At 72.0% G+C, this 26,025-nt stretch carries 28 protein-coding genes, 1 pseudogene and 1 riboswitch; of the genes and pseudogenes, 15 read left to right on the forward strand and 14 right to left on the reverse strand.

The window, feature by feature from the left end; genetic code table 11:
• Positions 1–32: 32 nt before the first annotated feature.
• Positions 33–1,052, forward strand: a pseudogene (locus EDM22_RS03795) (Gfo/Idh/MocA family protein); the annotation flags it as partial.
• A gap of 40 nt (positions 1,053–1,092) precedes the next feature.
• Positions 1,093–2,268 carry an NAD(P)/FAD-dependent oxidoreductase gene (locus EDM22_RS03800; RefSeq protein WP_122935728.1) on the forward strand — a complete coding sequence of 392 codons (1,176 nt, stop codon included), beginning with the start codon at positions 1,093–1,095 and terminating at the stop codon, positions 2,266–2,268.
• A 49-nt stretch (positions 2,269–2,317) separates the two neighbouring features.
• Here EDM22_RS03800 and EDM22_RS03805 read toward each other — a convergent pair whose 3' ends face one another.
• The gene (locus tag EDM22_RS03805) at positions 2,318–4,927 is read right to left on the reverse strand and encodes a RyR domain-containing protein (protein WP_122935729.1); all 2,610 of its coding nucleotides are present in this window, start codon (positions 4,925–4,927) and stop codon (positions 2,318–2,320) included.
• A 166-nt stretch (positions 4,928–5,093) separates the two neighbouring features.
• On the opposite strand from EDM22_RS03805, the gene EDM22_RS03810 reads away from it, so the two are divergent.
• The 3 genes from EDM22_RS03810 (at position 5,094) to EDM22_RS03820 (ending at position 7,341) form a co-directional block, all read left to right on the forward strand.
• Positions 5,094–5,855, forward strand: a complete 762-nt coding sequence (locus EDM22_RS03810; RefSeq protein ID WP_122935730.1) for a DUF429 domain-containing protein — start codon at positions 5,094–5,096, stop codon at positions 5,853–5,855.
• Positions 5,856–5,963: 108 nt separating this feature from the next.
• On the forward strand, positions 5,964–6,515 hold the full coding sequence (locus tag EDM22_RS03815; protein ID WP_122935731.1) for a dihydrofolate reductase family protein: 552 nt from the start codon (positions 5,964–5,966) through the stop codon (positions 6,513–6,515).
• 112 nt (positions 6,516–6,627) lie between these two features.
• The gene (locus EDM22_RS03820) at positions 6,628–7,341 is read left to right on the forward strand and encodes a VOC family protein (protein ID WP_122935732.1); all 714 of its coding nucleotides are present in this window, start codon (positions 6,628–6,630) and stop codon (positions 7,339–7,341) included.
• Positions 7,342–7,552: 211 nt separating this feature from the next.
• On the opposite strand, the gene EDM22_RS03825 is transcribed toward EDM22_RS03820, so the two are convergent.
• Positions 7,553–8,428, reverse strand: a complete 876-nt coding sequence (locus EDM22_RS03825) for an SDR family oxidoreductase (protein WP_122935733.1) — start codon at positions 8,426–8,428, stop codon at positions 7,553–7,555.
• A gap of 93 nt (positions 8,429–8,521) precedes the next feature.
• On the opposite strand from EDM22_RS03825, the gene EDM22_RS03830 reads away from it, so the two are divergent.
• Both EDM22_RS03830 and EDM22_RS19960 read left to right on the forward strand, forming a co-directional pair.
• On the forward strand, positions 8,522–8,899 hold the full coding sequence (locus EDM22_RS03830) for a winged helix-turn-helix transcriptional regulator (protein WP_122935734.1): 378 nt from the start codon (positions 8,522–8,524) through the stop codon (positions 8,897–8,899).
• Between the two features lie 183 nt (positions 8,900–9,082).
• Positions 9,083–10,654, forward strand: a complete 1,572-nt coding sequence (locus EDM22_RS19960; RefSeq protein ID WP_245989164.1) for a hypothetical protein — start codon at positions 9,083–9,085, stop codon at positions 10,652–10,654.
• A gap of 93 nt (positions 10,655–10,747) precedes the next feature.
• Here EDM22_RS19960 and EDM22_RS03845 read toward each other — a convergent pair whose 3' ends face one another.
• From EDM22_RS03845 to EDM22_RS03855, 3 genes are all read right to left on the reverse strand, one after another.
• On the reverse strand, positions 10,748–11,161 hold the full coding sequence (locus tag EDM22_RS03845; protein ID WP_138708019.1) for a hypothetical protein: 414 nt from the start codon (positions 11,159–11,161) through the stop codon (positions 10,748–10,750).
• Positions 11,162–11,227: 66 nt separating this feature from the next.
• Positions 11,228–12,037 carry a nuclease-related domain-containing protein gene (locus EDM22_RS03850; protein ID WP_170963998.1) on the reverse strand — a complete coding sequence of 270 codons (810 nt, stop codon included), beginning with the start codon at positions 12,035–12,037 and terminating at the stop codon, positions 11,228–11,230.
• Between the two features lie 68 nt (positions 12,038–12,105).
• Complete coding sequence (locus EDM22_RS03855; RefSeq protein ID WP_122935737.1) at positions 12,106–12,474, reverse strand: VOC family protein; 369 nt, start codon at positions 12,472–12,474, stop codon at positions 12,106–12,108.
• A 61-nt stretch (positions 12,475–12,535) separates the two neighbouring features.
• Here EDM22_RS03855 and EDM22_RS03860 point away from each other — a divergent pair, with 61 nt between their 5' ends.
• A complete protein-coding gene (locus tag EDM22_RS03860; RefSeq protein WP_122935738.1) occupies positions 12,536–12,994 on the forward strand; it encodes a MarR family winged helix-turn-helix transcriptional regulator in 459 nt (152 codons plus the stop codon).
• A gap of 89 nt (positions 12,995–13,083) precedes the next feature.
• On the opposite strand, the gene EDM22_RS03865 is transcribed toward EDM22_RS03860, so the two are convergent.
• Both EDM22_RS03865 and EDM22_RS19430 read right to left on the reverse strand, forming a co-directional pair.
• Positions 13,084–14,190, reverse strand: coding sequence for an epoxide hydrolase family protein (locus EDM22_RS03865; RefSeq protein ID WP_122935739.1), 1,107 nt, complete (start codon positions 14,188–14,190; stop codon positions 13,084–13,086).
• Between the two features lie 77 nt (positions 14,191–14,267).
• Complete coding sequence (locus EDM22_RS19430; protein ID WP_170963999.1) at positions 14,268–14,438, reverse strand: hypothetical protein; 171 nt, start codon at positions 14,436–14,438, stop codon at positions 14,268–14,270.
• Positions 14,439–14,566: 128 nt separating this feature from the next.
• On the opposite strand from EDM22_RS19430, the gene EDM22_RS03870 reads away from it, so the two are divergent.
• Entirely contained in the window at positions 14,567–15,184 is a 618-nt protein-coding gene (locus tag EDM22_RS03870; protein WP_122935740.1) for a DUF1697 domain-containing protein, read from the forward strand.
• Between the two features lie 54 nt (positions 15,185–15,238).
• Here the strand turns inward: EDM22_RS03870 and EDM22_RS03875 are convergent, their stop codons facing one another.
• Positions 15,239–15,604 carry a DUF7882 family protein gene (locus tag EDM22_RS03875; RefSeq protein ID WP_122935741.1) on the reverse strand — a complete coding sequence of 122 codons (366 nt, stop codon included), beginning with the start codon at positions 15,602–15,604 and terminating at the stop codon, positions 15,239–15,241.
• A 168-nt stretch (positions 15,605–15,772) separates the two neighbouring features.
• Positions 15,773–16,060 carry a hypothetical protein gene (locus EDM22_RS03880; protein ID WP_122935742.1) on the reverse strand — a complete coding sequence of 96 codons (288 nt, stop codon included), beginning with the start codon at positions 16,058–16,060 and terminating at the stop codon, positions 15,773–15,775.
• 288 nt (positions 16,061–16,348) lie between these two features.
• Here EDM22_RS03880 and EDM22_RS03885 point away from each other — a divergent pair, with 288 nt between their 5' ends.
• The 3 genes from EDM22_RS03885 to EDM22_RS03895 all read left to right on the forward strand — a co-directional run bounded on the left by EDM22_RS03885 (position 16,349) and on the right by EDM22_RS03895 (position 18,622).
• The gene (locus tag EDM22_RS03885; protein ID WP_122935743.1) at positions 16,349–16,780 is read left to right on the forward strand and encodes a DUF1761 domain-containing protein; all 432 of its coding nucleotides are present in this window, start codon (positions 16,349–16,351) and stop codon (positions 16,778–16,780) included.
• A gap of 13 nt (positions 16,781–16,793) precedes the next feature.
• On the forward strand, positions 16,794–17,195 hold the full coding sequence (locus EDM22_RS03890) for a hypothetical protein (protein WP_122935744.1): 402 nt from the start codon (positions 16,794–16,796) through the stop codon (positions 17,193–17,195).
• An 86-nt stretch (positions 17,196–17,281) separates the two neighbouring features.
• Positions 17,282–18,622 carry a hypothetical protein gene (locus EDM22_RS03895; RefSeq protein WP_212591882.1) on the forward strand — a complete coding sequence of 447 codons (1,341 nt, stop codon included), beginning with the start codon at positions 17,282–17,284 and terminating at the stop codon, positions 18,620–18,622.
• 110 nt (positions 18,623–18,732) lie between these two features.
• On the opposite strand, the gene ppk2 is transcribed toward EDM22_RS03895, so the two are convergent.
• Genes ppk2 through EDM22_RS19295 form a run of 3 tightly spaced genes read right to left on the reverse strand, consistent with a single transcriptional unit; the run spans position 18,733 to position 20,853 of the window.
• Positions 18,733–19,554, reverse strand: coding sequence for a polyphosphate kinase 2 (gene ppk2, locus EDM22_RS03900; RefSeq protein ID WP_245989165.1), 822 nt, complete (start codon positions 19,552–19,554; stop codon positions 18,733–18,735).
• Positions 19,555–19,576: 22 nt separating this feature from the next.
• Positions 19,577–20,617: a DUF222 domain-containing protein gene (locus EDM22_RS03905; protein WP_122935745.1), complete on the reverse strand. Its 1,041-nt coding sequence runs from the start codon at positions 20,615–20,617 to the stop codon at positions 19,577–19,579.
• A 50-nt stretch (positions 20,618–20,667) separates the two neighbouring features.
• The gene (locus EDM22_RS19295) at positions 20,668–20,853 is read right to left on the reverse strand and encodes an HTH domain-containing protein (RefSeq protein ID WP_138708020.1); all 186 of its coding nucleotides are present in this window, start codon (positions 20,851–20,853) and stop codon (positions 20,668–20,670) included.
• Positions 20,854–20,919: 66 nt separating this feature from the next.
• Positions 20,920–21,033: riboswitch (SAM riboswitch) on the forward strand.
• A gap of 32 nt (positions 21,034–21,065) precedes the next feature.
• Between EDM22_RS19295 and EDM22_RS03910 the strand changes: the two genes are divergently transcribed.
• A complete protein-coding gene (locus EDM22_RS03910) occupies positions 21,066–21,599 on the forward strand; it encodes a hypothetical protein (RefSeq protein WP_122935746.1) in 534 nt (177 codons plus the stop codon).
• 106 nt (positions 21,600–21,705) lie between these two features.
• On the opposite strand, the gene EDM22_RS03915 is transcribed toward EDM22_RS03910, so the two are convergent.
• Positions 21,706–22,923, reverse strand: coding sequence for a DUF2510 domain-containing protein (locus EDM22_RS03915; RefSeq protein ID WP_170964000.1), 1,218 nt, complete (start codon positions 22,921–22,923; stop codon positions 21,706–21,708).
• An 89-nt stretch (positions 22,924–23,012) separates the two neighbouring features.
• Between EDM22_RS03915 and EDM22_RS20215 the strand changes: the two genes are divergently transcribed.
• Both EDM22_RS20215 and EDM22_RS03920 read left to right on the forward strand, forming a co-directional pair.
• Complete coding sequence (locus tag EDM22_RS20215) at positions 23,013–23,141, forward strand: hypothetical protein (RefSeq protein ID WP_342768494.1); 129 nt, start codon at positions 23,013–23,015, stop codon at positions 23,139–23,141.
• A 3-nt stretch (positions 23,142–23,144) separates the two neighbouring features.
• Positions 23,145–24,356, forward strand: a complete 1,212-nt coding sequence (locus EDM22_RS03920; RefSeq protein WP_342768495.1) for a hypothetical protein — start codon at positions 23,145–23,147, stop codon at positions 24,354–24,356.
• A 677-nt stretch (positions 24,357–25,033) separates the two neighbouring features.
• On the opposite strand, the gene EDM22_RS03925 is transcribed toward EDM22_RS03920, so the two are convergent.
• The gene (locus tag EDM22_RS03925; RefSeq protein WP_122935748.1) at positions 25,034–25,906 is read right to left on the reverse strand and encodes a GIY-YIG nuclease family protein; all 873 of its coding nucleotides are present in this window, start codon (positions 25,904–25,906) and stop codon (positions 25,034–25,036) included.
• Positions 25,907–26,025 lie beyond the last annotated feature (119 nt).

Consider the following 26,025-nt stretch of genomic DNA (forward strand, 5'->3'; position numbering starts at 1 on the left):
CGGATGCCGCGCGACCGGCGATCCGCACCGCCGTCATCGGCTTCGGCACGAGCGGCCGCGTCTTCCACGCACCGTTCCTCGACGCCGCACCCGAGTACTCGCTCGACCTCATCGTCACGCGCGACCCGTCGAGGCGCGCAGCCGCCGAGGCGCGGCATCCGTCGGCGAGGTCCGTCGCAACGGTCGACGAGCTGTGGGCCGCCGCGGAGCGGATCGACCTCGTCGTGATCGGCTCGCCGAGCGGCACGCACGCGGCCCTGGCCGAGGCCGCGCTCGACGCGGGCCTCGACGTCGTCGTCGACAAGCCCTTCGCGGTCACCGCAGAGGAGGGGCGGGCGCTCATCGTGAAGGCGGCCCGCCTCGGGTGCACGCTCACCGTGTTCCAGAACCGGCGGTGGGACGGCGACTTCCGCACCGTGCGCCGGCTCCTCGACGAGGGCGAGCTCGGCGAGGTCCGCCGGTTCGAGTCGCGGTTCGAGTGGTGGAAGCCCGAACCGCCCGCCTCGTGGAAGACGGACGCGACCGCCGCCGAGGGCGGCGGCATCCTCTACGACCTCGGCACCCACCTCATCGACCAGGCCGTGCAGCTGTTCGGACCGGTGGCGGAGCTGACGGCGGTCGAGATCGAGCGGCGGCGACCCGGCGCCGCGGCGGACGACGACGTGTTCGTGGCTCTGCGGCACGAGTCCGGGGTGCGCTCGCACCTGTGGATGAACGCGGTCGCCCCGGTCGCCGGCCCGCGGTTCCACGTGCTCGGCTCGCGCGCGGGCTACACGAGCTGGGGGCTCGACGGCCAGGAGCCCGCGCTCATCGCGGGCGCCCTGCCGGGCGATCCCGGGTTCGGCGAGACACCCGAGGCCCGATGGGGCGTGCTCGGCGTCGACGGCAGCGCGCGTCCCGTGCCGGCCGAGCGCGGCGACTACGGCGAGTTCTACCGGCTCCTCGCCGCCGCGCTCCGCGACGGCGCGCCCGTGCCCGTCGACCCGGCCGACGCGGTCGCGGTGCTCGAGCTCATCGAGCAGGCCCACGCCGCGGCATCCGTCATCGCCTGATCAACACGGGCATCGAGAACACGAGAAGGAAAGCTGAGCAATGTCAGGAACAGAATCGAAGAACGTCGTCGTGATCGGCGGCGGGATCCTCGGCGCGTCGACGGCCGCGCACCTCGCACGAGGCGGCGCGCACGTGACGCTGGTGACCTCCGGCGCGCTCGCCGACGGGGCGTCCGGCCGCTCCATCGCGTGGCTGAACTCGTCGGGCGACCGTTCGGCCGAGTACCACTACCTGCGCCTGCTCGCGCTCGACCGCTACCGCACCTGGAGCGCGCGTCACCCCGAGAGCCGCGCGTACCTGCGCTTCGACGGCGCGATGAAGTGGGCCGGTCCGGGCGCGAGCTTCCGTGACACGTTCGCGTTCGAGCGCGCCCGCGGGTACGACGCCGTCTGGGTCGACCGTGCCGACGTGGCCGGGTTCGCGTCCGACGTGAACGCGGCCGCTGTGGCCGACGAGGGGGCGATCTTCAACCCGGGCGAGGGCTGGGTGAGCCTGCCCGAACTGATCGCCGCGCTCGCCGGCGAGGCCGTCGCATCCGGCGCCCGCGTGATCGAGCACGCCGGCGACGCGCGCGTCGACGTGCAGGACGGCGTCGCGACCGGGGTGGTCCTCGGCGACGGGACGCGCCTGCCGGCGGGACAGGTCGTGCTCGCGACGGGAGCCTCCGTTCCCGTGCAGCTCGCCGCGCTGGGCGTGGTCGTGCCCGATGCCACCCCCGCCGCCTTCGTGCTGTTCACCGATCCGGTGGATGCCGCGGTGACGACCGTGCTGAACACCCCCCGCGTCGCCGTGCGACCGACCCCCGACGGACGGCTCGTGCTCGACGCCGACTGGGCGGAGCAGTCGGTCGTCGTCGGCGACGACGGCTCGATCTCGGTCCCGGAGGAGTCGGTGCAGGGCCTGCTGGAGGAGGCGTCGAGGGTGCTGGCCGGCAGCCCGCGGTTGACGGCCGAGCGGGTCGGCGCCGGACTGAAGCCGATCCCCGGCGACGGCGAGCCGGTCGCGGGCGCCGTGCCCGGGATCCACGGCCTGTACACGCTGTTCACCCACTCGGGTGCGACGCTGGGCCTCATCCTCGGCGAGCTCCTCGCCGAGGAGATCCTCACCGGCCGCCCGTCACCGGTGCTGGAGTCGTTCCGGGTCGACCGGTTCGACACGGGGGCCGAGCTCGACGAGGTGGGCACCGGCGCCTGGGCGCCGGTCGTTCCGTCGTAGCCGATGCCGGAAGCGGTGGACCCCGCAAGCGTCCACCCCTTCCGTGCGCCTACAGCCGGTGCACCTCGAAGCCCGCCATCGCGAGGAGCTCGGGGATGGCGCGCACCGCCTGGCGGTCGCGCTCCCTGATGTCGTCGGGGAGCTCGTCATAGGGCACGAGGTAGGGGGTGCGCCGACGCTCGACGTCGCGCACCGGGTGCTGCACCCAGCCGCCGAGCCGGCGCTCGGCGACCCAGCGGGCGTGCTCCGCGGCGGCCATCGTCTCGATCTCGGCGACGCTGAAGCGGGCGAGCGTGGGCTCGCGCCCGGTGACAGGCATGATGTCGCATCCGATCTCGCGCAGGGTCGCCGCGACATGGTCGGCCTGCCGCCGGTTGGACTCGCGCAGGTGCTCGGGCAGCGCCTCCCAACCGCGCATCGCCGCATCGTCGGGCGCCGCACTGTCGGCCTGCTCGGCGAGGTAGCGCTCGTGGACGGCGCGGCCGAGCTCCTCGCGCGAGGCGCCGAGCAGCACGTCGCGCAGCACGAGGCGCAGGAAGACCTCGGCGTCGACCTGCAGCGCGAGCTGCGGGGCCGGGGGCAGCGCGTCGGGCTCCCAGCTCGTCTGCCCGGCGAGCAGGCTCATGTCGAGGATCGCCTCCATCGACCGCGCGCCGTGCTGGTACGCGGGCACGTGCAGCATCGCTCGCAGGATCCCCTCGTCGATGCGCGCGTCGCCGTGCCCGTCGAGCAGGCGGCGCGCCTTGCGCTCGATGAGCGACCGCAGCAGCATCGCGCGGCGCACGACGTGCTCCACGTCGCCGGGGCCGGTGGGGTTCGGGCCGGCGATGTCGACGTAGCCGCGCAGCCGGCTCACGAAGTCGGGGCCCTTGACGGCGCGGAATCGGGCGAGCTTCGCCGACTCCGCGGCATCCGCTCGCCCTGACGTCGCCGCGGCCTCGGCCGTCGCCGCGGCCGACGCCCCGGCCGTCGGCTCCTCGCCGGCGAACTCCGCGAACGAGCTCGACGTGCCGCCCGCGAAGACGAAGATCGCCCGGCCGATCGGATGCGTCGCCTCGCCCTCGCGGAACTCCCCGTCCTGCATCGGCGCGAGGAAGAACTTGAGCCACCCGAGCTCGCCCTCGAAGGCGGCATCGAACTCGTCGAAGAAGACGAGCGGCAGCTGCCCGCGCAGCACGGTGTCGCGCACGAGGTGGAACGCGTGGTTCAGGTCCTCGGGCGAGCGCAGCTGCGAGAGGTTGAAGCTCAGGCGGCCGATCCGCACGTCGCCCGACGCACTGCCCGCGACCTCCTTCGCCACCTGCGTCACCGCGAACGACTTGCCCGACCCCGGGGCGCCGAACACAGCCACCGACAGGGGCGTCTCCGCCGAGCCCGAGAGGTACTCCTCGATCAGGTTGCGCAGCGACCGCAGCCCCTCGATCTCGGTGCGGTCGGCCGTGCGCAGCGCCCCGAACGTGCCCACCGGCACCCCGTGCAGCTCCTCCGCCCGCGCGTGCAGCACGAGGTCGCGGGCGAGTCGCTCGAGCGCCGCGCCCGACAGGTCCTCGAGGATGCTCCAGTATCCCGGCGCCGAGGTCTCGGCCGCGGCAGGCGGCGGCACCTCGGCGCGCGCGAAGGCGTCCTCGTCGTCGCCGGTGTCGAAGATCGACGGATGCGGGAACGCATCGACGTCCGCAGCCGAACCGTAGCCCGCGCGCAGCAGCCGGCGCGCCGCCGCGAGCCCCGAGCGGATGCCGGACTCCACGAGATCCTCACGCTCCTCAGAGTCCACGGCGGCGGATGCCACGGCCCGCACGAGTGCGGCCGTGAACGCGTCGCCGCAGCCCTGCATCGCCCCGCCGTGCCGGGCCGCGAACCCGCCCTCGGCCTGCGCGGGATCGAAGAGGAGCACGCTGCGAGTCCGGTCCGGCCCCGCGCTGTAGTGGATCGCCGCATCGAGGCCGAGGCGCACCACGAGGTGCCGTGCGTTGGCGAGCGGCGCGAGCCAGCGGTTGCAGGCCATCTCCCACACGAAGTCCTTCGCGGTGCGCTCCCACGAGAGCTGTCGGCTCAGGTTCACGCCCGCGGCCCGCAGGTCGTCGGCGGTCACCACGAGCACGAGCCGCTCGGGGTCGCGGGTGCGCAGGTGCTCCCACAGCGCACCGTCCATCAGCGGACGGCCGAGCTTGGCCACCACCCACGGGCGGGTGCCCTCGGCGGTCAGTGCTGCCGGCCAGGAGTCGGCTGCGTGCCGGAAGGAGTTGCCGGCGTCGTCGAGCACGACCACCGCGGCATCCGCTGCATCGCCGGCAGCCGCCTGAGCCGCCGCGGCGCTCGCCGCAGCGCCCTCGGCGGGGCCGCGATAGCCTCCGAAGCTGCCGACGCGCAGCACCGTCGTGCCGGTGCGACGGTCGACGGGAAACGGCGCCAGGTCCGCCATCGAGAGCAGCGCGGCATCCGACGCCTGCGGATCGGGCACCGCCGGTGCGGCCACGTCCATGCCTCCTGCGCGACGCAGCATCTCGGCGAGCAGCAGCGCTCCGCCCGGCAGCACGACCCACGACGCGCCGTCGGTGAGCTGCCAGTTCTGCCCCCGGTCGGCCGCGGGCACCCGCCAGCGCACCCAGTCGAGGCACACGTCGCCGGCGACGACCACCTTCGGCGCGGTCGGGTTCATCGGATCCTCCTCCAGCCCGCGCCAGCGTGACACGGGCGGCCGGGCGGAGACGGGGGACTTGGTCCCGCCGCGGGCGACCGGACTTGGTGCGCTGCGGGGCCGGACTGGAACCCGGTCGGGCGCCCGGACTGGCACTCGCGGCGGGCGCCCGCCCTAGGATGCGAGGGTGCTGACCGCTGGCGTCGACCTCGCCGCCGACACGAAGAAGACCGCCCTCGCGACCATCCGCTGGAGCGCCGGCCGCGCGGTGGTCGAGCAGGTCGTGCTCGGCGCCTCCGACGAGCTCATCGTCGAGGCCGCGGCATCCGCCGACCTGACCGGCATCGACTGCGCCTTCGGGTGGCCCGACGACTTCGTGGAGTTCGTGCGCCGCCACGCGGCGGGTGAGCGGGTCGACCTCACCCGCGACCGCGGCATGGACTGGCGCCGGCGCCTCGCCTACCGCGAGACCGACCGCGACATCCTGCGCCGCACCGGCCGCAGCCCGCTGAGCGTGGCGACCGACCGGCTCGGACTCACGGCCATGCACTGCGCCGCGCTGCTCGACGCGATCGCCGACCGCATCGGCCCGGTCGCGCGCAGCGGCAGCGGCCGCGTGGCGGAGGTGTACCCCGGCGCCGCGCTGCGCGTGTGGGGCCTGAGTCGCCCGAACTACAAGGTCGACGCGGCCGTTCGCGGCGAGGCGGTCGCCCGCCTGCTGCAGGTGGCGCCCTGGCTCGAGCTCGGGCCGACCGAGCACGACATGGTGCGATCGGATGACGCGTTCGACGCCGTCATCGCCGCGCTGATCGCGCGGGCGCACGCCGTGGGCGGCACGCACCCGGTGCCGCCGGAGTTGCGCGAGCAGGCGGACCGCGAGGGGTGGATCGCCCTGCCCTCGGCCGCCCTCGAGACGCTCGTGGGGCCTGCCGCGGCCCGCGCCGAGTGACGGTCGAGGCCGACCGTTTCCGCCTCGATGTCGATCCTGCGGCGCGCCGTTCGACGTCCAGAATGAGGGGCGGATCGTCCGCCGCACAGCTGAGGAAGAGGAATCGCCATGCGCACGCTCATCGTCACCGAGTTCATCACCCTCGACGGCGTCGTCGACTCGCCCGGAGGCGGGCAGCATCCGCGCGCCGGCTGGACCTTCAAGGAGGTCCCGTTCGTCGAGGAGGCCTACGAGATCAAGGGCCGCGAGCAGGCCGAGGCGGGCGCGATGCTCATGGGACGCGTCAGCTACGACGAGTTCGCGCCGATCTGGCCGACCATGGCCGAGTTCGCGGAGTACAACGCGATGCCCAAGTACGTCGTGTCGAGCTCGCTGACCGATCCGGAGTGGAACAACACCTCGGTACTGCGTTCGCTCGATGACGTCGCCCGCCTCAAGGAGGGCGACGGGGGCGACATCCTCGTGCACGGCAGCGCGACGCTCGCCCAGGGGCTGGCCGAGGCCGGCCTCGTCGACCGCTACCACCTGCTCGTCTTCCCCGTCGCCCTCGGCGAGGGCAAGCGGCTCTTCAGCGGTCGTGAGCAGGGCACGTTGCGGCTGGTCGAGCACGCGGCGTACTCGAACGGGGTGGTGAAGTCCGTCTTCGACGTCGTCGCGTGAGAACCGCGGCTCGCGGCAACCCGGTGCAAAGGTATCGGCAAGATACTTCTCCAGCTGCCGTGGCGGTGAAGCCGTCCTTGCCGCCGCGCCGTCCGGTCGGCAGCATGGGCGGATGGACCCCGAGCCGAAGACTCCGACGCAGGTGTCACCAGAGCCGATCACGCCCGAGCAGTTCCACGACGCCGACGGGGTCGAGGACTGGCGCGTCATGTACTGGGGCGCGCACGCCTGGTTCGGCGCCGTCTCGTTCGCTGTGGGGGCCCGGTTCGTCGCGGCGATCGCCGAACTCGACGAGGAGTTCGGGCACGAGCCCGACGTCGACCTGCGCCGTGAGGGCGTCGCGGTGAAGATCGTGACCCGCGGCATCCGCAACCTCAGCACCCGCGATCTCGACGTGGCCCGCCGCATCTCGGCGGCGGCGCGCGATCTCGGCCTGCGGCCCGACCCGTCGGCCTTGCAGGTCGTGCAGGTGGCCGTGGCGTCGCCCGAGTCCGCCGACGTGATGCCGTTCTGGCGGGCAGCGCTGGGCTACGTGCCCGCGAACGACACGCACCTCGTCGACCCGCTGCGCCGCAACTCGTCGGTGTTCCTGGAGCCCGCCGAGCGAGTCGGCCCGGGTCGCGGCCGCTTCCACGTCGACGTCGCGGTGCCGCACGACCAGGTGCACGCCCGCATCGAGGCCATCCTCGCCGCGGGCGGTCGAATGGCGGATGACTCGTTCGCGCCCGAGTGGTGGACCCTCGCCGACGCCGAGAACCACGGCGTCGACATCACGACGTGGTGGGGTCGCGAGTCGGTGCGGCTCGAGGCGGAGCGGGAGGACTGAGCGTCCGGTCGGCGCCGGCGGGAGCGTCCGCCGACGCCGGCCGCGGGCCTCCGTTCGCGCCGAGGGGGCGTCCCTCCGCGCCGACCGGTTTTCCGTCCTGCAACGCGGTCGCCGAGTAGCGTTCGCTACCGCGATCGCGGGCGGAAGGTGCCGCGTCGTGCGTCAGCTCGCGCCGCGTCAGCCCGCGTCGCGCGTCAGCCGGCGTCCCGCGTCAGGCGGCGGCGCGCTGCTCGCCCACGATGTCGCGCAGCGCCTCGACGAGCGGCGTCGTCGGGCGGCCGATCAGGCGCGAGAGCGTACCGTCGGAGTCGGCGAGGTCGCCGCGCGCGGTGCCCTCGTCCATCGCGGCCACGAAGCCCGCGGTGCCCTCGTCGAGGCCCGCCGCGAGCAGCGACGCGACGCGCTCCTCGGGTGTCTGCGCCACGTAGGCGACGTCGCGGCCGAGTACGCCGGATGCCGCGGCGGCGAGCTCCTCGTAGTTCCACGGCTCGTCGCCGCCGAGCTCGTAGACCCGGCCCTCGTGGCCGTCCTCGAGCAGCACGACCGCGGCGGCCTCGGCGTAGTCGCGCCGCGGCGCGGACGCGATCCGACCGGCCCCCGCCGCGGAGGCGATGACGCCCGTGGTCGCCGCGAGCGCGACATCCTGCGCGAAGTTCTCGGTGTACCAGTTGTCGCGCAGGATCACCGCGGGCACGCCCACCTCGGCGATGACCTGCTCGGTGCCGCGGTGCTCGGGCATGAGCACGTGCTGGCTCGTGTCGGCCTTCGGACCGCTCGTGTACACGAGCTTCGAGACGCCCGCGGACTTCGCGGCCTCGATCACGCTGCGGTGCTGCGCGACGCGGTTGCCGAAGTCGGTGCCCGAGATGAGCAGCACGCGGTCGACGCCCTCGAGCGCAGGGGCGAGGGTCTCGGGGCGGGTGTAGTCGAGCTCGACGCTGCGGATGCCGCGCGCCGCGAGGTCGGCGACCTTCGACGTGTCGCGTGCACCTGCGACGATCTCGGCGGGGGCAGCGCCGCGGGCGAGCAGCGATTCGACGACGAGGCGGCCGAGGTGGCCCGAGGCGGCGGTGACGAGGATGGTCATGGTGTTCCTTCCGATTGGTTCACCACTGGCCAACCGGATGCCGCAGCGATACCTTCCCCCGCGGAGGTACCCACTTTTCGGTAAGGTACCCACATGGTCGTCAGTCTTGCGCAGATCCGGGAGACATCCGGCGAAGTCTTCACCGAGGGCTGTCCCACCCGCGTCGTACTCGATCACATCATGAGCAAGTGGGGCGTGCTCGTGCTGCTCGCCCTCACCGACGGCACGCACCGCTGGGGGGAGCTGCGCCGCGAGGTCGAGGGCATCAGCGAGAAGATGCTCGCCTCCACGCTCCGCACGCTCGAGGCCGACGGGCTCGTGCGGCGAACCTCGTATCCTGAGGTGCCGCCGCGGGTCGAGTATTCGCTCACCGAGCTCGGCCGCGAGCTCATGGAGCGGATGCTTCCGCTCGTCGAGTGGGTCGCGGCGCACGCGGGCGAGGTCGTGGGGGAGTCGCGGCGATCCGCGTAGAGCGAGCTCGGCTCTCACGGGGTGGCACAGTTCGCAACGGCGCGGAGTCGCCGTAGCATCGAAGGGTCTCCCCGCGCAGCCCCGCTGCATCCGATCCCGGATCCCCATCCGCGATCCGCCCGCACCGACCGATCCACCCGAGTCCCACCGCCCGCCGGCACCCACCACCCCATCGGAGCCCGGTTGACCACCCCACCCGCCGACGAACCCCGCCGTTCGGGGTTCGTCGCGCCCGCGGCGGAGTTCGAATGGCAAGCGGCCCGCGTCGACGAGACGCGCGCGGCAGCGCACGGCCGGCGGGCTGCGGCGCCCGCGGCGGAGCTTCCGCCGATCGAGGTGCCGCGGCATCCGCAGCACGACCGCCCGCGCTACTACCTGTCCTCCCTCGAGCCGAGCGGCGACTTCGACGAGGTCATCGTCGCGGTGTCCCACGCGGGCAGGCGGCGGTACTTCGCGACCCGCGACGGAGCGCGGCTCGCCGAGGTCGATGAGCGCGCGTTCGAGCAGCGCAGCGAGGGCGGCAGCCGTTCGCTGCTCGAACTCGACGAGCGCGAGCTGGGCGAGCTCGAGGCCGAGCTCCAGTTCGTGCGGCCGGTGCGCGGGCGCGACCCCATCGCCGAGGCGGAGGATTCCGCGGACGCCGAGGCGGAAGCAGAGGCGGAGGCGGCTGCGGCTGCGGCTGCTGCTGTGCTCACCTGGGCGGATGCCGCAGAGCCGACGGATGCCGCAGAGCCGACGGATGCTGCAGAGCCCGAGCCCGAGCGCTGGATCGACGCAGCACCCCTGGCCGAACCCGATTCCGTGGCGAACCAACGGGCCGGCGTCGCGTATGCGGACGAAGATTCGGACGGCATCGACGATTGGGCCGAGCCGACGGCGGTCGCAGGATTCGTGGCGGAATCGCCGGCAGCGACGCCCGATCCGGACCTGCCCGCCTACGAACCGATTCCGACGCGGGCGAGCGACCCCGAGCCGGCCCCGGAGCCGGAGCCGGAGCTTCAGCCAGAGCCAGAGCCCCAGCCCGAGTTCGATCCCGAGTCCGGGCTCGACCCTGAGCTCGACCCCGAACCAGGGCTCGACCCCGAGACCGACCCCGAGCCGGCAACCCCGGCCACGCCGGACGCCACCGACGCGCCCGTCGCCGAAGACGACGAGGATTGGACGATGGAGGAATTCGAAGCCGAGATGATGGCCACGACGACCGACCCCGCGCAGCCGTTCGAGCGGATCGACGCGGAGGCCTCCGCGCGGGTCGTCGTCGCGGCATCCGTGGCGCCCGCCGTCTTGAGCACCGCGGACCCGACGCCCGAGGTCGTCGCCGTGGCGCAGGTGTCGCTCGCGCGGGGCATCTCGTTCGTCGCCCACCGTGGACGCCTCGACAAGAGCGGCCTGCCGTACGTCGACCACCCGGGACGCGTCGCCGAGCGGTTCGACATCGTGGCGGAGCACGTCGAGGCGGCGGCCGCGTGGCTGCACGACGTGCTCGAGGACACGCCGATCACGGCCCAGGAACTGCTCGAGGCGGGCATCCTGCCCGAGATCGTCGACGTCGTGCGCCTGCTCACCCGCACCCCGGATGTCTCGCCCGACGAGTACTACGCGCGCATCCGCAGCCACCCGTCGGCGCTCGCCGTGAAGCTCGCCGACATCGACGACAACACCGCGCCCTGGCGCCTGCGCCGCCTCTCGTACGGCACGCAGGTGCGCCTCGCCGAGAAGTACGCCTACGCGCGACGCGCGCTCGGCGTCGACTGACACCGGACGCCGGACGCCGGGCGCCGGTCGCCGGTCGCCGGACGCCGGACGCCGGGCGCCGGTCGCCGGTCGCCTGTGGGTCCAGCCTCCCGCTCAGAAGCTCAACGCGTCCCACAGGTCGCGCAGTCGGAAGCGCGGCTTCGGCGGGCGGTTCGCGTCGAATGCGTCCTCGACGATGAACATGACGTCGAGCCGCCACCTCGGCGGGACCGAGCGCAGCGCGGCTTCGAGCGCGTCGCCGTCGCGGATCGAGCCCCAGGGGATGCGCTGGAGCTCGACGGCCGGAACCGCCCGATCACGGTACGCGGCCTCCTCGACGAGCCCGCCGGCGAGGAGCTCGCGCGCGAATGCGCGGAGCGTCTCGAGCTCCTCGTCCATCCAGTCGGTGTACCGATCGCGCGCGTCATCCGGGAGCCGCTCGATCATCTGCTGCACGCGATCGGCGACGACGCTCTCGCGCCACGCCACGGGCGCTTCGTGCAGCTCCGCATCCTCATCAGTCCACATCGTGCTCTCCCTCGGATCCCGTGTCCGCCGCGCCGGCAGCGTCGACACGCCGACCCGCGCCGCCCTTCACTGCAGCAATGCCGTGAGCACCGCCGGCACTGCCGGAACGAGCAGCAGAGCAACGGCCGCGACGGCCGCCACCACCGCGACCATCCACCCTCGTCGCCGGCTCCGCGCTCGATCGACCGCCGCACGCAGCCGCTCGAACGCCGAGTGATCGACGTCGTCGGCCTCCGGCATCCGCTTCCAGGTGGCCGGCTGCGCCGCGAGCGCCGCGAGGTGCTGCACCTGCGAGGGCCCGAGCGTGACCGGATGTCGCTGCAGCCACCGCACGAGCTCGGCCTCGCGCAGCACGACGACCTCGGTCGGGCGCTCGCGCACGGTCATCCGCCGCGCTCCGACCACCCCGATGATCGGCGTCACGTCGATGAGCGCCCGCGCCGCTGCCGACAGCAGCTGCGAGGTGCGCTTCGCCTCGTGCTTCGCGTTGCGCAGGTGGTCGGTGCGCTGGCCGTTCACGAGGATTCGGCGCCCGCCGATCCACACGTTCTGGCCGCGGTGGTGCTTGGTGTTGATCGTGAACACGCCGGCGGGCCCGATGACCACGTGGTCGAGGTCGCTCGATCCCGTGCCGACCGGCACCGAGTGCAGCACGTACCAGCCGACGCCGAGCCGATCCAGCCGCTTCGCGACATCCAGCTCGCCGAGGGCCCCGGTGAACCACGGCTCGGCCTCGCGCCCGAGCGGCGAGACGCCGAAGAGCCGCTGCACGGCCGTGTTCGGCGGCACGCTCGCCTGCACGCGCAGGCATTCCGCGATGACGGAGGTCGCGGGGCGACGCAGCCCGAGCGACTCGGCGACGGCGTTCTCGTTCACGTGCCTCCTGAATACGGTGGGAATCCTCCGTATTCTGGCAGCTGCCCACGACACCGCGCGCCCCGCGATCAGCCCCGGTCGTGGATGGTCACGAGGTAGCCGTCGGGGTCGGCGAAGGTGAAAGTGCGGCCGAAGGGACCGTCGACGGGTGCGGACGTGATCGTGGTGCCCGCGGCGACGAGATCGTCGTGCAGCCGCTGCGCGTCGTGGGCGCGAACCCAGAGGCCGACGCCGCCGCTGGGCTGGGCGAGCGTGTCGAGGTCGACGCCCGGCAGCGGCTCGCGCACGGCGAACGGGATGGGCTGCGTGGCGAAGACGACCGCGTGCGGGGGCGACGCCTGCGCGCGGGCGAGGCCGAGGTGCTGCTCGTAGAACGCCGCCGAGCGCTCGAGGTCGCGCACCTGCAGTGAGATGAAGTCGGGTCCGATCGTGGACATGATGTTGCCTCCCGTGAATGTCAGAACATTGACAATCAGCATTCTATGTCAGACTACTGACATGGGGGGATCTCGCTCGACCGTCGACCTCGACACCTCGCTCGGCTACCTGCTCAAGCAGGCGGCCAGTGCGCTGCGATCAGCGATGGATGCGGCGCTGCGGCCGCTCGGCCTGACCGTGCCGCAGTACGCATGCCTCGAACTGCTCGCCCAGCGACCCGGCTTGTCGAACTCCGAGCTCGCGCGTGGCGCGTTCGTGACCAGGCAGTCGATGAACGTGCTGCTGCAGGGACTCGAGCGCGACGGCCTCGTGTCCCGGCCCGCCGAGCCGCCGGCCGCCGGCCGTGCCCTGCCGGCGCAGCTGACCCCGCTCGGTCGGGAGCGACTCGAGGTGGCGAGCTCGGTGGTGCAGCAGGTCGAGGAGCGCATGCGCGCCGGGCTCGACGCGGACCAGCAGGGCGCGCTGCGGGCGCTGCTCACCGCCTGCGTCACCGCGCTGAGCGATTCCGCTCCGAAGTGATCGGCGGGCGTCCCGAGAACGAAGGATGCCTGCCTCCATCGGGCCGGTGGCGCCGCTACGGAGGAGGCGACGTCGCGCGATCCGGCGGGTCAGCCGAGCATCGCGAGGAACCGCCGCATCCGCCCGGCCATCTCGTCGGGCACCTCGGCGATCGCGAAGTGCCCGCCGGCCTCGAGCCGGTCGAACCATCGCAGGTCGAGGTAGTGCGCCGTGGCCAGCGACTCGGGGTAGCCGGCCTCGTGCCGCTGGATCCACACTGCGGCGGGCACGCCCGTGGGCGGGATCAGGGTGTCGGCGCCCTCGTAGTAGGGACGGAACGACGATTGGATCGTCTGGGTAACCCAGTAGATCATCGCCTCGGTGAGGATGCGGTCGCGCGAGATCCGCCGCTCCACGGCGGACGGGTCGCCGGGCGGGGTGTCGCTCCACTCGACGAGCTTCTCGGTGATCCAGGCGAGCAGGCCGACGGGGGAGTCGTTCAAGGCCGCCGCGAGGGTGTCGGGCCGCGTGCCCTGCACGTGGCCGTAGGCGCCGTCCGGTCCGAGCCGCTCGGAGAGGGCGTCGAAGAACGCGCGCTCGTCGGGGTCGGTGACGGCGTCGCGATCGGATCCGGTGGGGAAGTGCGCGTGCGTCGCGACGATGCCGGCGACGTGCTCGGGGTAGCTCGCCGCGATGAGGTCGCTCACGTTCGCCGTGACGTCCTCGCCGTAGGTGACGTAGCGTTCGTAGCCGAGCACGTCGGCCATTAGCCGGTGCATGGTGTCCGCCAGGCGCCGCTCGGTCATCGGGCCGTTCGCGTAGGGCGACGAGAAGGCGAAGCCCGGCAGGCTCGCGACCACGACGTGCACGTCGGGCAGCAGGTCGGCGAAGTCGAGCTGCAGCGCGAACGTGTGCGGCCAGCCGTGCATGACGAGCAGTGCGGGCGCATCGGGCCGCTCCGAGCGCAGGTGCACGAAGTGCACGCTGGCGTCGCCGACCTGCGCGATGAACTGCGGATGCCGGTTCAGCCACGCCTCGCGGGCGCGCCAGTCCCAGTGCTGCCACGAGTCGACGAGCTCCCGCAGGTACGCGGCATCGATTCCCGACGGCGGACGCCGGGGCGAATCATCGAGCAGCCGGGTGCGCGCCAGCCGCTCGCGCAGGTCGTCGAGCACCTCGTCGGCGACCTCAATGGTGAAGGGTTCCGGAGCCGTCATGATCCGACGCTAGGGGCGGCCACCGACACGCGCGCCGGCTCGGGCGCACGGGTGCGCGCCCGAGCCGGAGGCGGGTCTCAGCCGGAGGGATTGTCCACCGGACGACCGTGCTCGTCGACGGTGTCGGGCGCCCCGGGTGCATGGGGTGCCTGGGGCGCATCGGGCGCCTCAGGCGCTCCGCCCGATGCGGTGTCGGCGTCCTCGTTCTCGCCGGGCGTGCCGTGCGTGTTCTGCTTGTCGTCAGCCATGACTCCACGCTCGCGCCTGGCCACCGGGTGCACAACGGGTTGACACGTCGCACGCGCCCGAGCGCAGCGGGCGTCGACCGCGCGTCACCGGGTCGCGGCATCCGCTCGCGTCTGGTAGCCATGTGCACATGAGCGCCGCCGCAGCCAGGGCACGACCAGCGGATGCCGCGCCGGCCGGCCCCTGGTTCGTCGCGCTGCTGCGGGGTGTCAACGTCGGCGGCCGGAACCCGATCCGCATGCCCGAACTCGTCGACTGCTTCCGCGACGGCGGATACGGGAACGTGAGCACCGTGCTGCAGAGCGGCAACGTGCTGTTCCGCGCCGACGGCGTGACGGCGTCGCGGCTCGAAGCCGACGTCGAGGCGATCCTCGAGCGGCGGTTCGAGGCACCACTGCTCGTCGTGGTGCGGTCACGGGACGAGCTCGCACGCACGATCGATGCCGCACCCGCCGATCACGGGTCGGCGAGACTGCGCAGCGATGTCTTCTTCCTCAAGCGGCCGCTGACGGCCGAGCAGGCGCTCGCCGAGATGCCCGAGCTGCGCGAGGGCGTCGATGCCGTGGCGCCCGGCCCGGGCGCGATCTACTTCTCGCGAGTCGCCGCGCACGCGACGAAGACCCGCATCCAGCGCTTCATGGCGTTGCCGGTGTTCCAGCAGATGACCGTGCGCACGTGGCGCACGGTCATCCGGGTGCACGACAAGCTCGATGCTGCGAGCGGGGCGAGCGGGGCCGACGGGCGGTGACGCCCCGAAGCGCCGGCGCGACCCGGCTGCGTTCGGCAGTCGGGTCGAACCGCGTCACGCGGCGGCGGCGGTGGGGCGCACAGGCTTGCGGATGCTGCGACCGCGCGCAGTGGGGATCACCGGCGTGTGCCGGTTGAGGTCGGCCATGTCGAGGCTCAGCCCGGTGTTGCTCGACGCCGCCACCATGAGCGACTCGAGCCAGGCGCGGTCGAGCGGTTCGGAGCGCTGGTTGTCGGCTTCGGCGCGCACCGAGGTGCCGGGCGGGATGAGGAACTGGTGGTACCGGGTCGCGGGGTCCGCCCACGTGAGGAGCATCGTCTCGGTGCGGCGCAGCTTCGCGACCACGACAGCGAAGACGTGCTCGAGCAGGTCGTCGTCGAGGTCGACCGTGGCCTCTTGTCCGATGTGCAGTGTTCCCATGGCGACGCCTCCTGAGCGGTCGAGCGGGCTCATCCGTTGGCTCGTGACCGCTGGTTGAGTTGTCGCTGTGCAGCGAGTTGCTGCTCTTCGCAGTCTCACTGCAATGCCGATCGGCCACTAGGAGTTGACTTCACAGGCGATGTGTGGCCCCCGTTTGCGGGGCACGAGTCACATCAGGTCGAACGGCTCGAGCCACGACAGCTCCCACCACGGCCCGTCGAACTTCTCACCGGATGCCTCGGACTCGTCCTCGAGGTCGATCCGTCTGACCTCGATGCACACGTTCGTCCCGGGCGAGACGAGCACGTTCACGACCCGGTCGGGCGTGCGCACCACCTCCACGAATCCTCCGCCGGCGCGGACCTGCGAGGTGATCGTCCGCATCAGCTCTTCGCGGTCGTACTCGGCGGGCAGGAGGTACTCCCGCTCGCCGATCCTGATCGTGGCCTGCAGCATGTGCCCTCTTCCAGTTGCGAGCCAGTCTGCGCGCTGCGAGCACCGGTGCATACGCCCTTGACACGTCGACCTGTCGATACATGCTCGCGCGCGGGCGCGGCGCGCTGCGCCCCGCCGGCATCCCGGCGGGAGTACGCTCACGCGCAGCACCCTGTGCGGGTCGAGGAGCGAGCGCAGCGGCAGAGCAATCTGTGCGGGTCGGAGCGAGCGCAGCGAGCGTCTCGAGACCCGCGGCGTACACCCGGCGTACAAACGACACGCGGCCCCGGCCGCGACGAGGAGGCGGAGATGGTTCCCGAGATCAACTACTGGGCGGTACTGCTGGCGACCCTGTCGAGCATGCTCGTCGGCACGATCTGGTACGCCCGTGGCGTATTCGGCACCCGGTGGGCGAAGCTCGCGAAGGTCGACATGGACCGCCCGGGATCGAGCGCCGTGATGCCCATCATCGTGACGGTCCTCGTGAGCTTCGTCACGGCGTGGGTGCTCGCGGGCGCCTCCACGATCGCGTGGCACTTCTACGGCGGCAGCTACCTGATGTCGGCGCTGTTGACGGCGGCGATCCTGTGGGCCGGATTCACCGCCGCACGGTTCATCACCCACGACGCGTTCGAGGGTCGTCCGTCGTCGCTCACCGTGCTGAACATCGCACACGAACTCGTGACGCTCCTCGTCATGGGCCTCATCATCGGCGTCTGGCCTCCGGCCGGCACCGTCTGAGGTCGACTCGACGGTGCGTCGACTCGAACCTGACCGGACGGGTGAACCGGCGGGAGCACGCTCGGGCGCGCACGGCGATGCCGAGGCGCGCCGGCGTGCTGCCCGTGCCGCAGACCGCTCCGCCACGATCATCGGCCTGCTGCTCCTCGCACCGGTGGTGCTGTGGTTCGCGTGGCAGGGCGCCTGGATCGGCGCGAAGGTCGGGCTGTGCCATTCCAGCGCCTGCAGGACCAGCGCCATCGACACCGGCATGGCCGTCGCCGTGTACGGTCCCCTCATCGCGTGGGTTCTCGCGCTCGCCGCCTCGATCCTGCGGCTCGCGCTGCGACGCACGGCCTGGTGGATCCCGCCGGTCGCATTGGTCGTGGCCATCGTGGCCCAGCAGGTCGGAGGCTCGATCGCCGACGGATGGTGAGCGCCGTCGCCGGCGTGGGGGCTCGGCTGTCGAGATCGGGCTCCTGCGCCATGGCGGGCTTCGACGGCCGAACGTAGGATCGGAACATGGCCGGGTTCTGGGTCAGGCGCCCACGCGGTGCACGGGAACTCGACGTCGACGACGCCGAGCTGGCGAAGCGGGCTGGACTCGCCCTGGTCGCCGCCGACGAACGCCTCCGCGTCGCCGCCGAGGAACTTAGCTTCGCCGAGGCAGAGCTGGCGGATGCCGCAACGCAGCGCCTGCGCGAGTCGCTCGTCGCGTCGCGCGGGGTGCTGAGCGACGCGTTCCGCCTGCAACGGCTCGCGCACGGTGCGACGGCGGGCGCCGCCGGCGAGGTGCGGGCCCACTACGCCCGCATCGTCGAGCTGTGCGAGGGGATCGAGGGCGCCCTCGATGCGCAGAGCTTCGCGCTCGCCGAACGGATCGCACGGGCCCGCCGTGCGCCCGAGATCATCGACGGCATCCGCGGCGACGCCGCGCGACTGCGTGCCCGCATCCCGCACGCCCGCAGCACGGTCGAACGGCTCGCCGCCCGATACGCGCGCGAGGCGCTCGTCGACGTCGAGACGAGTCCCGCCGAGGCGGAGCAGTTGCTCGATCTCGCCGAGCACAGCGCGGGCGTGGCCGAGCGACGGCGTGCCGCGGGGCGGCTCGAGCAGGGCGACGTCGCGCTCGAGGCATCCGTTGCATCGATACGGCGAGCGGCGGCGCTGCTCGACGCGGTGGAGGACCTCGAGGTCGAGGCGCTGCGGGCCGAGGCCACGCTCGCACTCGTCGTCGAGGAGGCCCGAGGCGATCTGGCCGCCGCCCTCTCCGAGCCCGTTTCCCGCGACGTCGCGACCGCCACCGCGATCGCGGACCTGCAGGCTGCGCTGGCGGCCCTCCCGGCGGTCGGCGTCAACACCGACCCCGTCGCCCACCTCGCCCGGGTGCGCGCGGCGCGTGCGGCGCTGGATGTCGCGCTCGAGGCCGCCCGCGAGCGCGCGACGCATCCGCTTCCGCCCGTGGTCCACGTGCACCGCGCGATCCAGGATGCGGACCGGCAGCTCGACATCGCCCGCGACGCCATCGCCGGCCACCCGGGCTGGGTCGGTGCCGAGGCCATGGCGCTGCTGGCGCAGTCCGAGCACCTCCGGATCGATCTGGGTCACTACCTCGGCAGTTCCGCGGCGGCGGCGATGTCTGGGGGCTCCGGGGCGGCACGAGGAAACGGATCAGGACCGTCAGCGGCACCGGGAACGGCGACGATCACGGTCACCGACCTGGCCCACCGCGAGCGGGTGATCGCGATGGCCCAGCGGGCGGCATCCCTCGCAACCGAGTCACTGCTTCTGGCCCGTCGCGATATCGATGCGATCCGCTCGCAGGGCTCGGGGGAACCCCGCGGCATCCTCGGTCGGCGGTGAGGGCCGCCGGCGCATCGAGCACGGCAGCTGACCTCACCTCACCACCGCGGCACCCACCGCGACCGCACTTCGCGCCGCTTGGGCACCGCCGCAGCGACCGACCGCCCCTGCTACCCCTCAGCCTCGGCCCGCGCCTGGTCGATCATGCGCTGCGCGACATCCGGAACCGAGTTCGTCCACTGCCGCGGCGGCCGCTCGTACCCGCTCGAGGCGGGCCGCGGCGGGATGACGACCTCGATGTGCTCGACGGGCCCCCACGGCACCTTCGTGAGCAGGTGCGCGATCATGTTGATGCGCGAGCGGCGCTTGTCGTCGCTCTCGACCTCGAACCAGGGCGCCTCGGCGATGTCGGTGTGCACGAACATGGTGTCCTTCGCGCGCGAGTAGTCCTCCCACTTCGTGATCGACATGACGTCATTGGGGCTGAGCTTCCACCGCCGCATGGGGTCGTTGAGCCGCGACCGGAACCGTTCCTCCTGCACGACGTCCGACACGCTGAACCAGTACTTCAGCAGGATGATGCCGTCTTCCACGAGCATCCGCTCGAAGGTCGGCGCCTGGTGCAGGAACCGGTGGTACTCCTCGTTGGTGCAGTACCCCATCACGCGTTCGACGCCGGCGCGGTTGTACCAGCTGCGGTCCATGAGCACGATCTCGCCCGCCGCCGGCAGGTGCGACACGTACCGTTGGAAGTACCAGCGCGTCTTGTCGCGCGCGCTCGGTGTGGGCAGCGCCACGATGCGCGTGACGCGCGGGTTCAGGTACTCGGTGACCCGCTTGATCGTGGAGCCCTTGCCCGCGGCATCCCGCCCCTCGAAGATCACCACGAGTCGCGCGCCCGTGTGCTCGACCCACGCCTGCATGTCCACGAGCTGCGCCTGCAACGCCTTGAGCTCGCGCTCGTAGAGCTCCTTCGGCATCCGCTTGGTCATGCTCCACCCCCTCGGCTGCAGCCTAGGGCGGATGCCGCGCCGTGTCGCCGTCTCGCCGCCCCGCGTTGCGCTGTGTCGCTTGTCCCGCCCCGGCGCGGCGCCCCGCCGCCGGGCAATGCCGCGCCCGCGCCGCCGTGCCGCGCTGAGTCGCCGTGTCGTCGCTGGGGTCGGCGGGGTATCCGATGCGGCGCAGCACGTCGCTCACGATCGCCTCGATCGCGGTCTTCACCGGTGCCGCGGTCTCGGGATCCAGTCGGGCGTGCAGGTGCAACATGCCCGCGGCGTCTTCGCGGATCGTCAGCGACCGCTCCGCCCGGATCTGCTCCTCGCGCGGTTCGACCCCGTCGCGGTCGAGCCGCGCCTCGGCCTCGCGGACGCCGCGCACGAGCAGGTCGAGCGGCACCCGCGCAGCGAGGTCGACCAGCGCCGCCTCGGCAGTGTCGGCCAGCTCGGGATCGGCACGCAGGCGCACGCGGTCGAGCATCGAGGTGATGGCGGATGCCGCATCCACACCGATCAGGGCCGACTCGAGCGCTGCGGCGACGTGCTGATGCCGCGACGGCAGGCGATCACCGCCGAAGGTCTGCCGCTCGGCGGTGGCGGTGCCGACCGCGATGAGCTTCGCCGCGTCGCTTCGGGACGACCCGGTCGAAGCGGCGATCAACCGAACCGGATTGTGGAACCCCTGCGCCCTCGCGAGGCTGGATTCGCCCGTCTCGGTGCTCGACCGCTTCGACACCTCGGCGGCGACGCGCGCGAGGAGCGCCTCGGCATCTCGTCGCACCCGAGCCAGCACATCGGTGACGCGCACCAGCCCGGCGTCGCTCATCTGTGCGACCTCGACCTGAGTCGCGCCGCCGATCGCCCCGAACGCGGGCATCGCGCCGTTCCACGCCGCGCGCAACTCCTCGACGTCACGTTCGAGCGTGTGCAGCGGCTGTTCCATGTATCCATCCTGTATCCACCCACCGACATTCGAATGGCAGGGAAACAGAGCCTGACCAGCCATATTGCCTGTGAGGAGATCCCCGTGATGGCGTCCTGTGGAGGACGAGTGGATCATCGGCCGGCTTCGAAGCGGCTAGAGCCGAACGAGCTCGTCGACGCGCACGCCTAACGCCCCGCCCGACTCTGGAACTCACGTCGAACGTCGGCGGCCTGCTCGCCATCGAGCTGCCACCGCGTCTCGTTGCGCCCCGCGAGACGGCCGTACTTCGAGCGCAGGTAGACGCGGATGGTGCGCGGCGAAACGCCGAGTTCACGCGCGAGGTCGTTCGGGGTCACCGGGTTCGGATCCATGTCCGTGAACGTATCGGCACGCTGCGACGGCCGGATGTCGCCGGCTCCGGCTACCGTGATGGGCAGGTTCACGAGTGGCAGCTGTCGGTACCTGGCCGGCTGCCCGGCAACCCCCTCCGTCGAGCGGGTGCCCCAGGGGAAGAACCGGCCCGCGGCATCCGTCTCGGGCAAGTCGACGGAGGTGACGCGCCTCCGAGCGAGAGGAGCGAACCATGCCCGCTGACGAGTACTTCGAGGCTGCCTTCGACCAGATCCGTCGGATGTCGCCGGGCGACCCGCGGAACGAGCGGAGCCCGTGGGGGGACATTCCGCGGGAGGACCGACCGGCGTGGTGCCGCGCGATCCTCGCCTTCCCGACGCACTTCCCCGGGGCGACGGTCATGACGTTCGCGGCGCGGGAGATCCGCTCGGGCGGCGTCGCGACGCTGCATGCCTGGGCGGAGCAGGCGGCCGCGTTCCACCGCATCGGCTGCACGGCCGCCGACTGGTACCTGCTGCGCTTGTGCGTCGACCGGCGGCTCGAGCGGCTGCTCGCCCGCGAGGATGGCCGGTTCGTGATCGACACCCAGCGATCCGGCTATCGCTCCATCGCCCTGATCGCCGAGCACTGGACGGACTGGCTCCCGCTGCTCGCCTCCGGGCTCACGCCGCTGCGCGCCCTCGACCTCATCGTCGACGGGGACCGCCGATCGTGGCCGGGCGGCCGCGTGATCGACGGCGATGGCAACCTGATGGCGTCGGCGTGAGCTGAGGGCGCGGGTGGTCGCCTCCTGCCCCGCTGCGCGAGGCGGCCACCATCACCCACCCATCAGCTCCGTCCGGCGCCGCCGCCGCGGCATCCGCTCGCCTCGCCTACGGCACGTTCGTGAACGTCGCGTTCGGATACAGGAAGCTCGGCGACACCTGCAGCGTGAGGGCGCTGGGGTCGTCGACCGACCAGGCGACCCGCCAGCTGATCGATCCGCCCGGCTCGACGGTGGTGGCCGGGGGGAAGCCCACGTCGTCGCCGGGGCCGAGCGGGTCGTTGCCGAGGTCGACGATCTGGCTCACCTCCTGGTCGCCCGACGAGAAGGTCGGCAGCGGCAGCGCCTCCAGGTCCGCCGTGGAGTTGTTCGTGAGCGTGAAGGTGAACACGACGTTGTTCGACCGGGTCGCGCCGACCGCGAACGCGCTCGGCGTGTACGGCTCGGGCGCGGAGACCGTGAGCGCGACGCCGTCGTCCCAGGTCATCGTGTCGCCGAAGGCGAGGGTGGCGGTGCCGGTGCCGCTGTCGGGTGCCCCGGGCTGCCCGGGCTGCCCGGGCTGCCCCGCATCGGGCCCCTGCCCGGCATCGGGCCCCGGCCCCGCGTCATCCGGCCCCGGCAGCGGCAACCCCGGGACATCCGGAATCGCCTCGTCGATCCCGTCGATCGCGCTGCCGATCGACCCGATGACGAACATGACCAGCATCACGATGCCGACGACCGCGGCGACGATCGACACCAGCAGCCCGGTGACCGCCGGCCATTTCGCGCCCCGCAGGAACAGCCCGATGATCGAGAGCACGAACGCGACGGGCACCAGGATCCACGCGAACCCGCTCACGGCGGGGGTGAACACGACCGCGAGCCCCGCGATCGCGACCACGAGCGCGATGATGCCCACCACGGGCGGGCCAGGATTCGCCGGCTCGGGGTACGACGGCGCTGTGTTCGACGGCTGGGTGAGCGGATGCCGCGGCAGCACCGTCGTCGCGGGCGCGCCGTAGCTCTCGGTCGGCGCCTCGCGGTTCACGCCTGCGGCAGCCTGCGGCGCGGACGGGTCGCCCCACCCCGCCGACCCGGTCGGGCCCCCGCCGTAGCCGGACCCCGCGGCATCCGACCCGCGCGAGCCCCAGACGAAGGGGATCGTCGGACCGTCATCCCCCGCGGGCAGCACTGCGGTGACCGCGGTGTCGGTGTCGCCCTGCGGTGCCGGCTGGGCCTCGGAGCCGGGCGCCACGTACTGCGTCCAGGCGTCGCCGTCCCAATACCGCCGCGCTCCGGACCCGTCTTCGTACCACCCAGCGGGTGCCCTCGTCGGGTCGCTCATCTCTCGATGGTGACAGAGCGGGAGCTCCATCGCATCGTTCAGTTCCGCACCCACAGCCGCCACCCAGCACCACCAATAGGATCGAAGGCATGGCCGGACTCTGGGGCAAGCGAAAGCGCGTTGATCCTGAGCTCGAAGCCCAGGATGCCGACCTGGCGAAGCGGGCTGGATCGGCCCTGGTCGCCGCCGACGAGCGCATCCGCGTCACCACCGACTAGCTCGTGTTCGCCGAGGCCGAGCTGGGGCACGACTCGACCGCAGAGCTGCGCATGTCGCTCATCGCGGTTCGGCAGCATCTGGGCGAGGCGTTCCAGTTGAACCAGCTCAATCACGACGAGATCCCCGACACCGCCGAGGAGCTGCGGGCCCGCAACGCGCGTATCGTGCAGCGCGAGTGGGCCGAAGACGTGCTCGATGAGCGCACCTCCGCCCTCGCCGAGAAGGTCGCGCGAGCGCGTCGGGCTCCCGAGATCATCGCCGGCGTCCGAGGAGATGCCGCGCTGCTCCGCTCCCGCGTCCCTCACGCCCGTGACACCGTCGAACGCCTCGCGGCCCGCTACGCGCCCGAGGCGCTCGCCCCGGTGGAGCCCAATCCCGCCGAGGCCGAGCAGCTGCTCGGATTCGCCGAGCACAGCGCCGGGGTGGCCGAGCGCCGCCGGCAGGCCGGGCAGCGTGAGCAGGCCAACCTCGCGCTCGAGGCATCGACGGAATCGGTGCGCCGGGCGGCGGCGCTCCTCGACGCGGTGGAGACCTTCGAGGTCGAGGCGCTGCGGGCCGAGTCCACGCTCGCGGCGATCGTCGAGGACTCCCGCGGCGACCTCGACGTCGCGCTCAAGGAGCCGCACTCGCCCGGTGTCGCGACCGCGATCGCCAACCTGCGGGCCGCGCTCGCGTCCCTGCCGCGGGCTGGCGCCAACACCGACCCGTTCGCCCAGCTCAATAGCCTGCGCGAGGCGAACGCGGGGCTGAATGCCGCGATCGCCGCGGCCCGCGAGCGCGCGGCGCGGCCGATCCCGCCGCTTGAGCACGTGCGGCACGCCATCGACGACGCCGACCGGCAGCTCGCGGTCACTCGCGACGTCTTCAATGGCTACCGTGGCTGGATCGGCGCCGACGCCCGCACCCGACTGGCCGAGTCCGAGCGCATCCGGATCGACCTCAACCGCTTTCTCGAGATGCCTGCGGCGGCCGTCACCGTCATCGATGAGGACCACCGAGAACAGGCGATGGCGATGGCGCGGCGGGTCGCGTACCTCGCGGGCGAGGCCCTGCTGCTCGCGCAGCGCGACATCGACGCATCCCGTCCGCAGGACCCGGGTCAGTGGGGCGGCCAGGGCTGGGGCGGCGGGCGACGCAGCGGCGGGTCCGACATGATGGGCGGCATCCTCGGCGGCCTGGTCATCGGCAGCATCCTCGACGGCTTCATCGACTAAGACGGATGCAGCATGGCAGGTGCCTGAGCCCACGCTGCGCCATGTCGTGGCATGCGCGACCGGTTCCCCATTCCGCAGCGCGCTCCGAGTGGCGAACCTACGATGGAGCATGGCCGCGTTCCGGGTCGGGAGCAGACGCGGTGCGCAACAATTCGCGTCAGGGCCGACGAGGTCGGCCTCGCCAGGGCTGAGCGGGGTCTGAAGCGATGAGGCAGCCGATCGAGGCCTTCGTCGCGGTGCGCATCCAGCTGAACGATGCGTTCCGGTTGAACCGGCTCAGTCACGACGTTAGCCCGGGCATAGCCAACGAGGTGGGGCCCGTTACATGCGCATCGAGCGGTGCGAACGGGCCCTAGGCATCCTCGATGAGCAGACCTCGGCGCTCGCCGCGCGGATGACGCGCGCGCGGCCGCCCCGAGATCATCGCTGGCGTGCGAGCAGGTGTCGCGCATCTGTCCATGCATCCCACACGCCCACGAGACCGTCGACCGCCTCGCCACCCCGAGCACAGCGTGACGTGGCCGAGCGGCGGCGTGAGGCCGAGCAGGCGAATCTCGGGCTCAAGCCATCCGTTGAATCGGTACGTCGACGGGCGAGTCTTCTCGACTCGGTGGAGACCTTCGAGGTAGACCGCGTTCATGCAGCCGGATAGTCAGACGCGGCAAGTGACTGCGTGGCTAGGCGAACTCTGATCCTCCAAGGTGCTCTGTCTTGAGACCGATGGCCTCGGCGCACGCATCCAAGAACGCCGCGTTCGTTAAGAACCATTCGCGCCCGACCTCGCCTTGGCGGCTAAGGCGGGTGCGGCGAGGATTGTCGTGGCCGGCCGTGCTGAGGAGGCGATGAAAGAGTCGTTCCACTTCTGCCGTGCTTCTTTCACCGGACCCGTACACGCGCAACAGTGCTAGCGGTTCCGGCATGTGCGTTCGCACGCCCTTGCGATAGTCGTCAATCCTTCGGCCGACAGATTCGGCGCGGCCGACCTTGATTAGAAACCGGTCGTCATCCGCAGGATGTTCGATGTACCACCCGTAGGAAAATGCGTAAATTCCGGGCAAGTCGAACAATCGGTCGGTAGCCTTCGACACTTCGCGTTCGAGGTTCTCCTCTTCCTCGCTCTCCGTCGCTTCGTCGGATGACTGTGACTGTTCAACGCGGCGCTCGGCATCCCGAAGTCGTTCTGTCAGTAGCGCGAGCGCCTCAGCAGAGAGGACGCCGCGTCCAGCCCTCGTAAGCGATCGCAGGGTTGACGCGATGGACTTGATCATGGAAGGCGATGATGAGTACTGGCCATCGATGGCGGCGCTAAGGACTGCTTGAGCGTTGTACACCCAGCCCGTCGTCGCGACGTTATGGAGTTCGGAGAGTTCGCTCGGGTTCAGTCCTTGCTCGAGGCCCCGAAATGCGTCACCCAGCCTAGTTTGGTCCTCGCGGATCAAGTCGCGGATCTCGTCGACAGGAGCGACCGGCTGTGATTGCGATTGGTCCTCCGGCGCGAACACGTCGACGAGTCGATCGGCAGACTCCTGATGTAACTCATGCTCAGACATACCCACATCATCCGACAATTGTCGCGGCGCGACGAGCGCGCCCAGGAAGCGCGGCGAACGGCGGATACACGGTTCGCGAGCTCTACGTATCACGTGATGCTCTCGCACTGAACCAGAAG

Source organism: Agromyces tardus, assembly GCF_003710805.1.
In the GTDB taxonomy this organism is placed as follows: domain Bacteria; phylum Actinomycetota; class Actinomycetes; order Actinomycetales; family Microbacteriaceae; genus Agromyces; species Agromyces tardus.

What these genes read in the sequence shown, in the direction of transcription:
- EDM22_RS03800 (WP_122935728.1), top strand. Translation starts at nt 1,093, where the DNA reads ATGTCAGGAACAGAATCGAAGAACGTCGTCGTGATCGGCGGCGGGATC.
- EDM22_RS03805 (WP_122935729.1), bottom strand. Translation starts at nt 4,927, where the DNA reads ATGAACCCGACCGCGCCGAAGGTGGTCGTCGCCGGCGACGTGTGCCTC.
- EDM22_RS03815 (WP_122935731.1), top strand. Translation starts at nt 5,964, where the DNA reads ATGCGCACGCTCATCGTCACCGAGTTCATCACCCTCGACGGCGTCGTC.
- EDM22_RS03820 (WP_122935732.1), top strand. Translation starts at nt 6,628, where the DNA reads ATGGACCCCGAGCCGAAGACTCCGACGCAGGTGTCACCAGAGCCGATC.
- EDM22_RS03825 (WP_122935733.1), bottom strand. Translation starts at nt 8,428, where the DNA reads ATGACCATCCTCGTCACCGCCGCCTCGGGCCACCTCGGCCGCCTCGTC.
- EDM22_RS03830 (WP_122935734.1), top strand. Translation starts at nt 8,522, where the DNA reads ATGGTCGTCAGTCTTGCGCAGATCCGGGAGACATCCGGCGAAGTCTTC.
- EDM22_RS03845 (WP_138708019.1), bottom strand. Translation starts at nt 11,161, where the DNA reads ATGTGGACTGATGAGGATGCGGAGCTGCACGAAGCGCCCGTGGCGTGG.
- EDM22_RS03855 (WP_122935737.1), bottom strand. Translation starts at nt 12,474, where the DNA reads ATGTCCACGATCGGACCCGACTTCATCTCACTGCAGGTGCGCGACCTC.
- EDM22_RS03860 (WP_122935738.1), top strand. Translation starts at nt 12,536, where the DNA reads ATGGGGGGATCTCGCTCGACCGTCGACCTCGACACCTCGCTCGGCTAC.
- EDM22_RS03865 (WP_122935739.1), bottom strand. Translation starts at nt 14,190, where the DNA reads ATGACGGCTCCGGAACCCTTCACCATTGAGGTCGCCGACGAGGTGCTC.
- EDM22_RS19430 (WP_170963999.1), bottom strand. Translation starts at nt 14,438, where the DNA reads ATGGCTGACGACAAGCAGAACACGCACGGCACGCCCGGCGAGAACGAG.
- EDM22_RS03870 (WP_122935740.1), top strand. Translation starts at nt 14,567, where the DNA reads ATGAGCGCCGCCGCAGCCAGGGCACGACCAGCGGATGCCGCGCCGGCC.
- EDM22_RS03875 (WP_122935741.1), bottom strand. Translation starts at nt 15,604, where the DNA reads ATGGGAACACTGCACATCGGACAAGAGGCCACGGTCGACCTCGACGAC.
- EDM22_RS03880 (WP_122935742.1), bottom strand. Translation starts at nt 16,060, where the DNA reads ATGCTGCAGGCCACGATCAGGATCGGCGAGCGGGAGTACCTCCTGCCC.
- EDM22_RS03885 (WP_122935743.1), top strand. Translation starts at nt 16,349, where the DNA reads ATGGTTCCCGAGATCAACTACTGGGCGGTACTGCTGGCGACCCTGTCG.
- EDM22_RS03895 (WP_212591882.1), top strand. Translation starts at nt 17,282, where the DNA reads ATGGCCGGGTTCTGGGTCAGGCGCCCACGCGGTGCACGGGAACTCGAC.
- ppk2 (WP_245989165.1), bottom strand. Translation starts at nt 19,554, where the DNA reads ATGACCAAGCGGATGCCGAAGGAGCTCTACGAGCGCGAGCTCAAGGCG.
- EDM22_RS03905 (WP_122935745.1), bottom strand. Translation starts at nt 20,617, where the DNA reads ATGATCCACTCGTCCTCCACAGGACGCCATCACGGGGATCTCCTCACA.
- EDM22_RS19295 (WP_138708020.1), bottom strand. Translation starts at nt 20,853, where the DNA reads ATGGATCCGAACCCGGTGACCCCGAACGACCTCGCGCGTGAACTCGGC.
- EDM22_RS03910 (WP_122935746.1), top strand. Translation starts at nt 21,066, where the DNA reads ATGCCCGCTGACGAGTACTTCGAGGCTGCCTTCGACCAGATCCGTCGG.
- EDM22_RS03915 (WP_170964000.1), bottom strand. Translation starts at nt 22,923, where the DNA reads ATGAGCGACCCGACGAGGGCACCCGCTGGGTGGTACGAAGACGGGTCC.
- EDM22_RS20215 (WP_342768494.1), top strand. Translation starts at nt 23,013, where the DNA reads ATGGCCGGACTCTGGGGCAAGCGAAAGCGCGTTGATCCTGAGCTCGAA.
- EDM22_RS03925 (WP_122935748.1), bottom strand. Translation starts at nt 25,906, where the DNA reads ATGTCTGAGCATGAGTTACATCAGGAGTCTGCCGATCGACTCGTCGAC.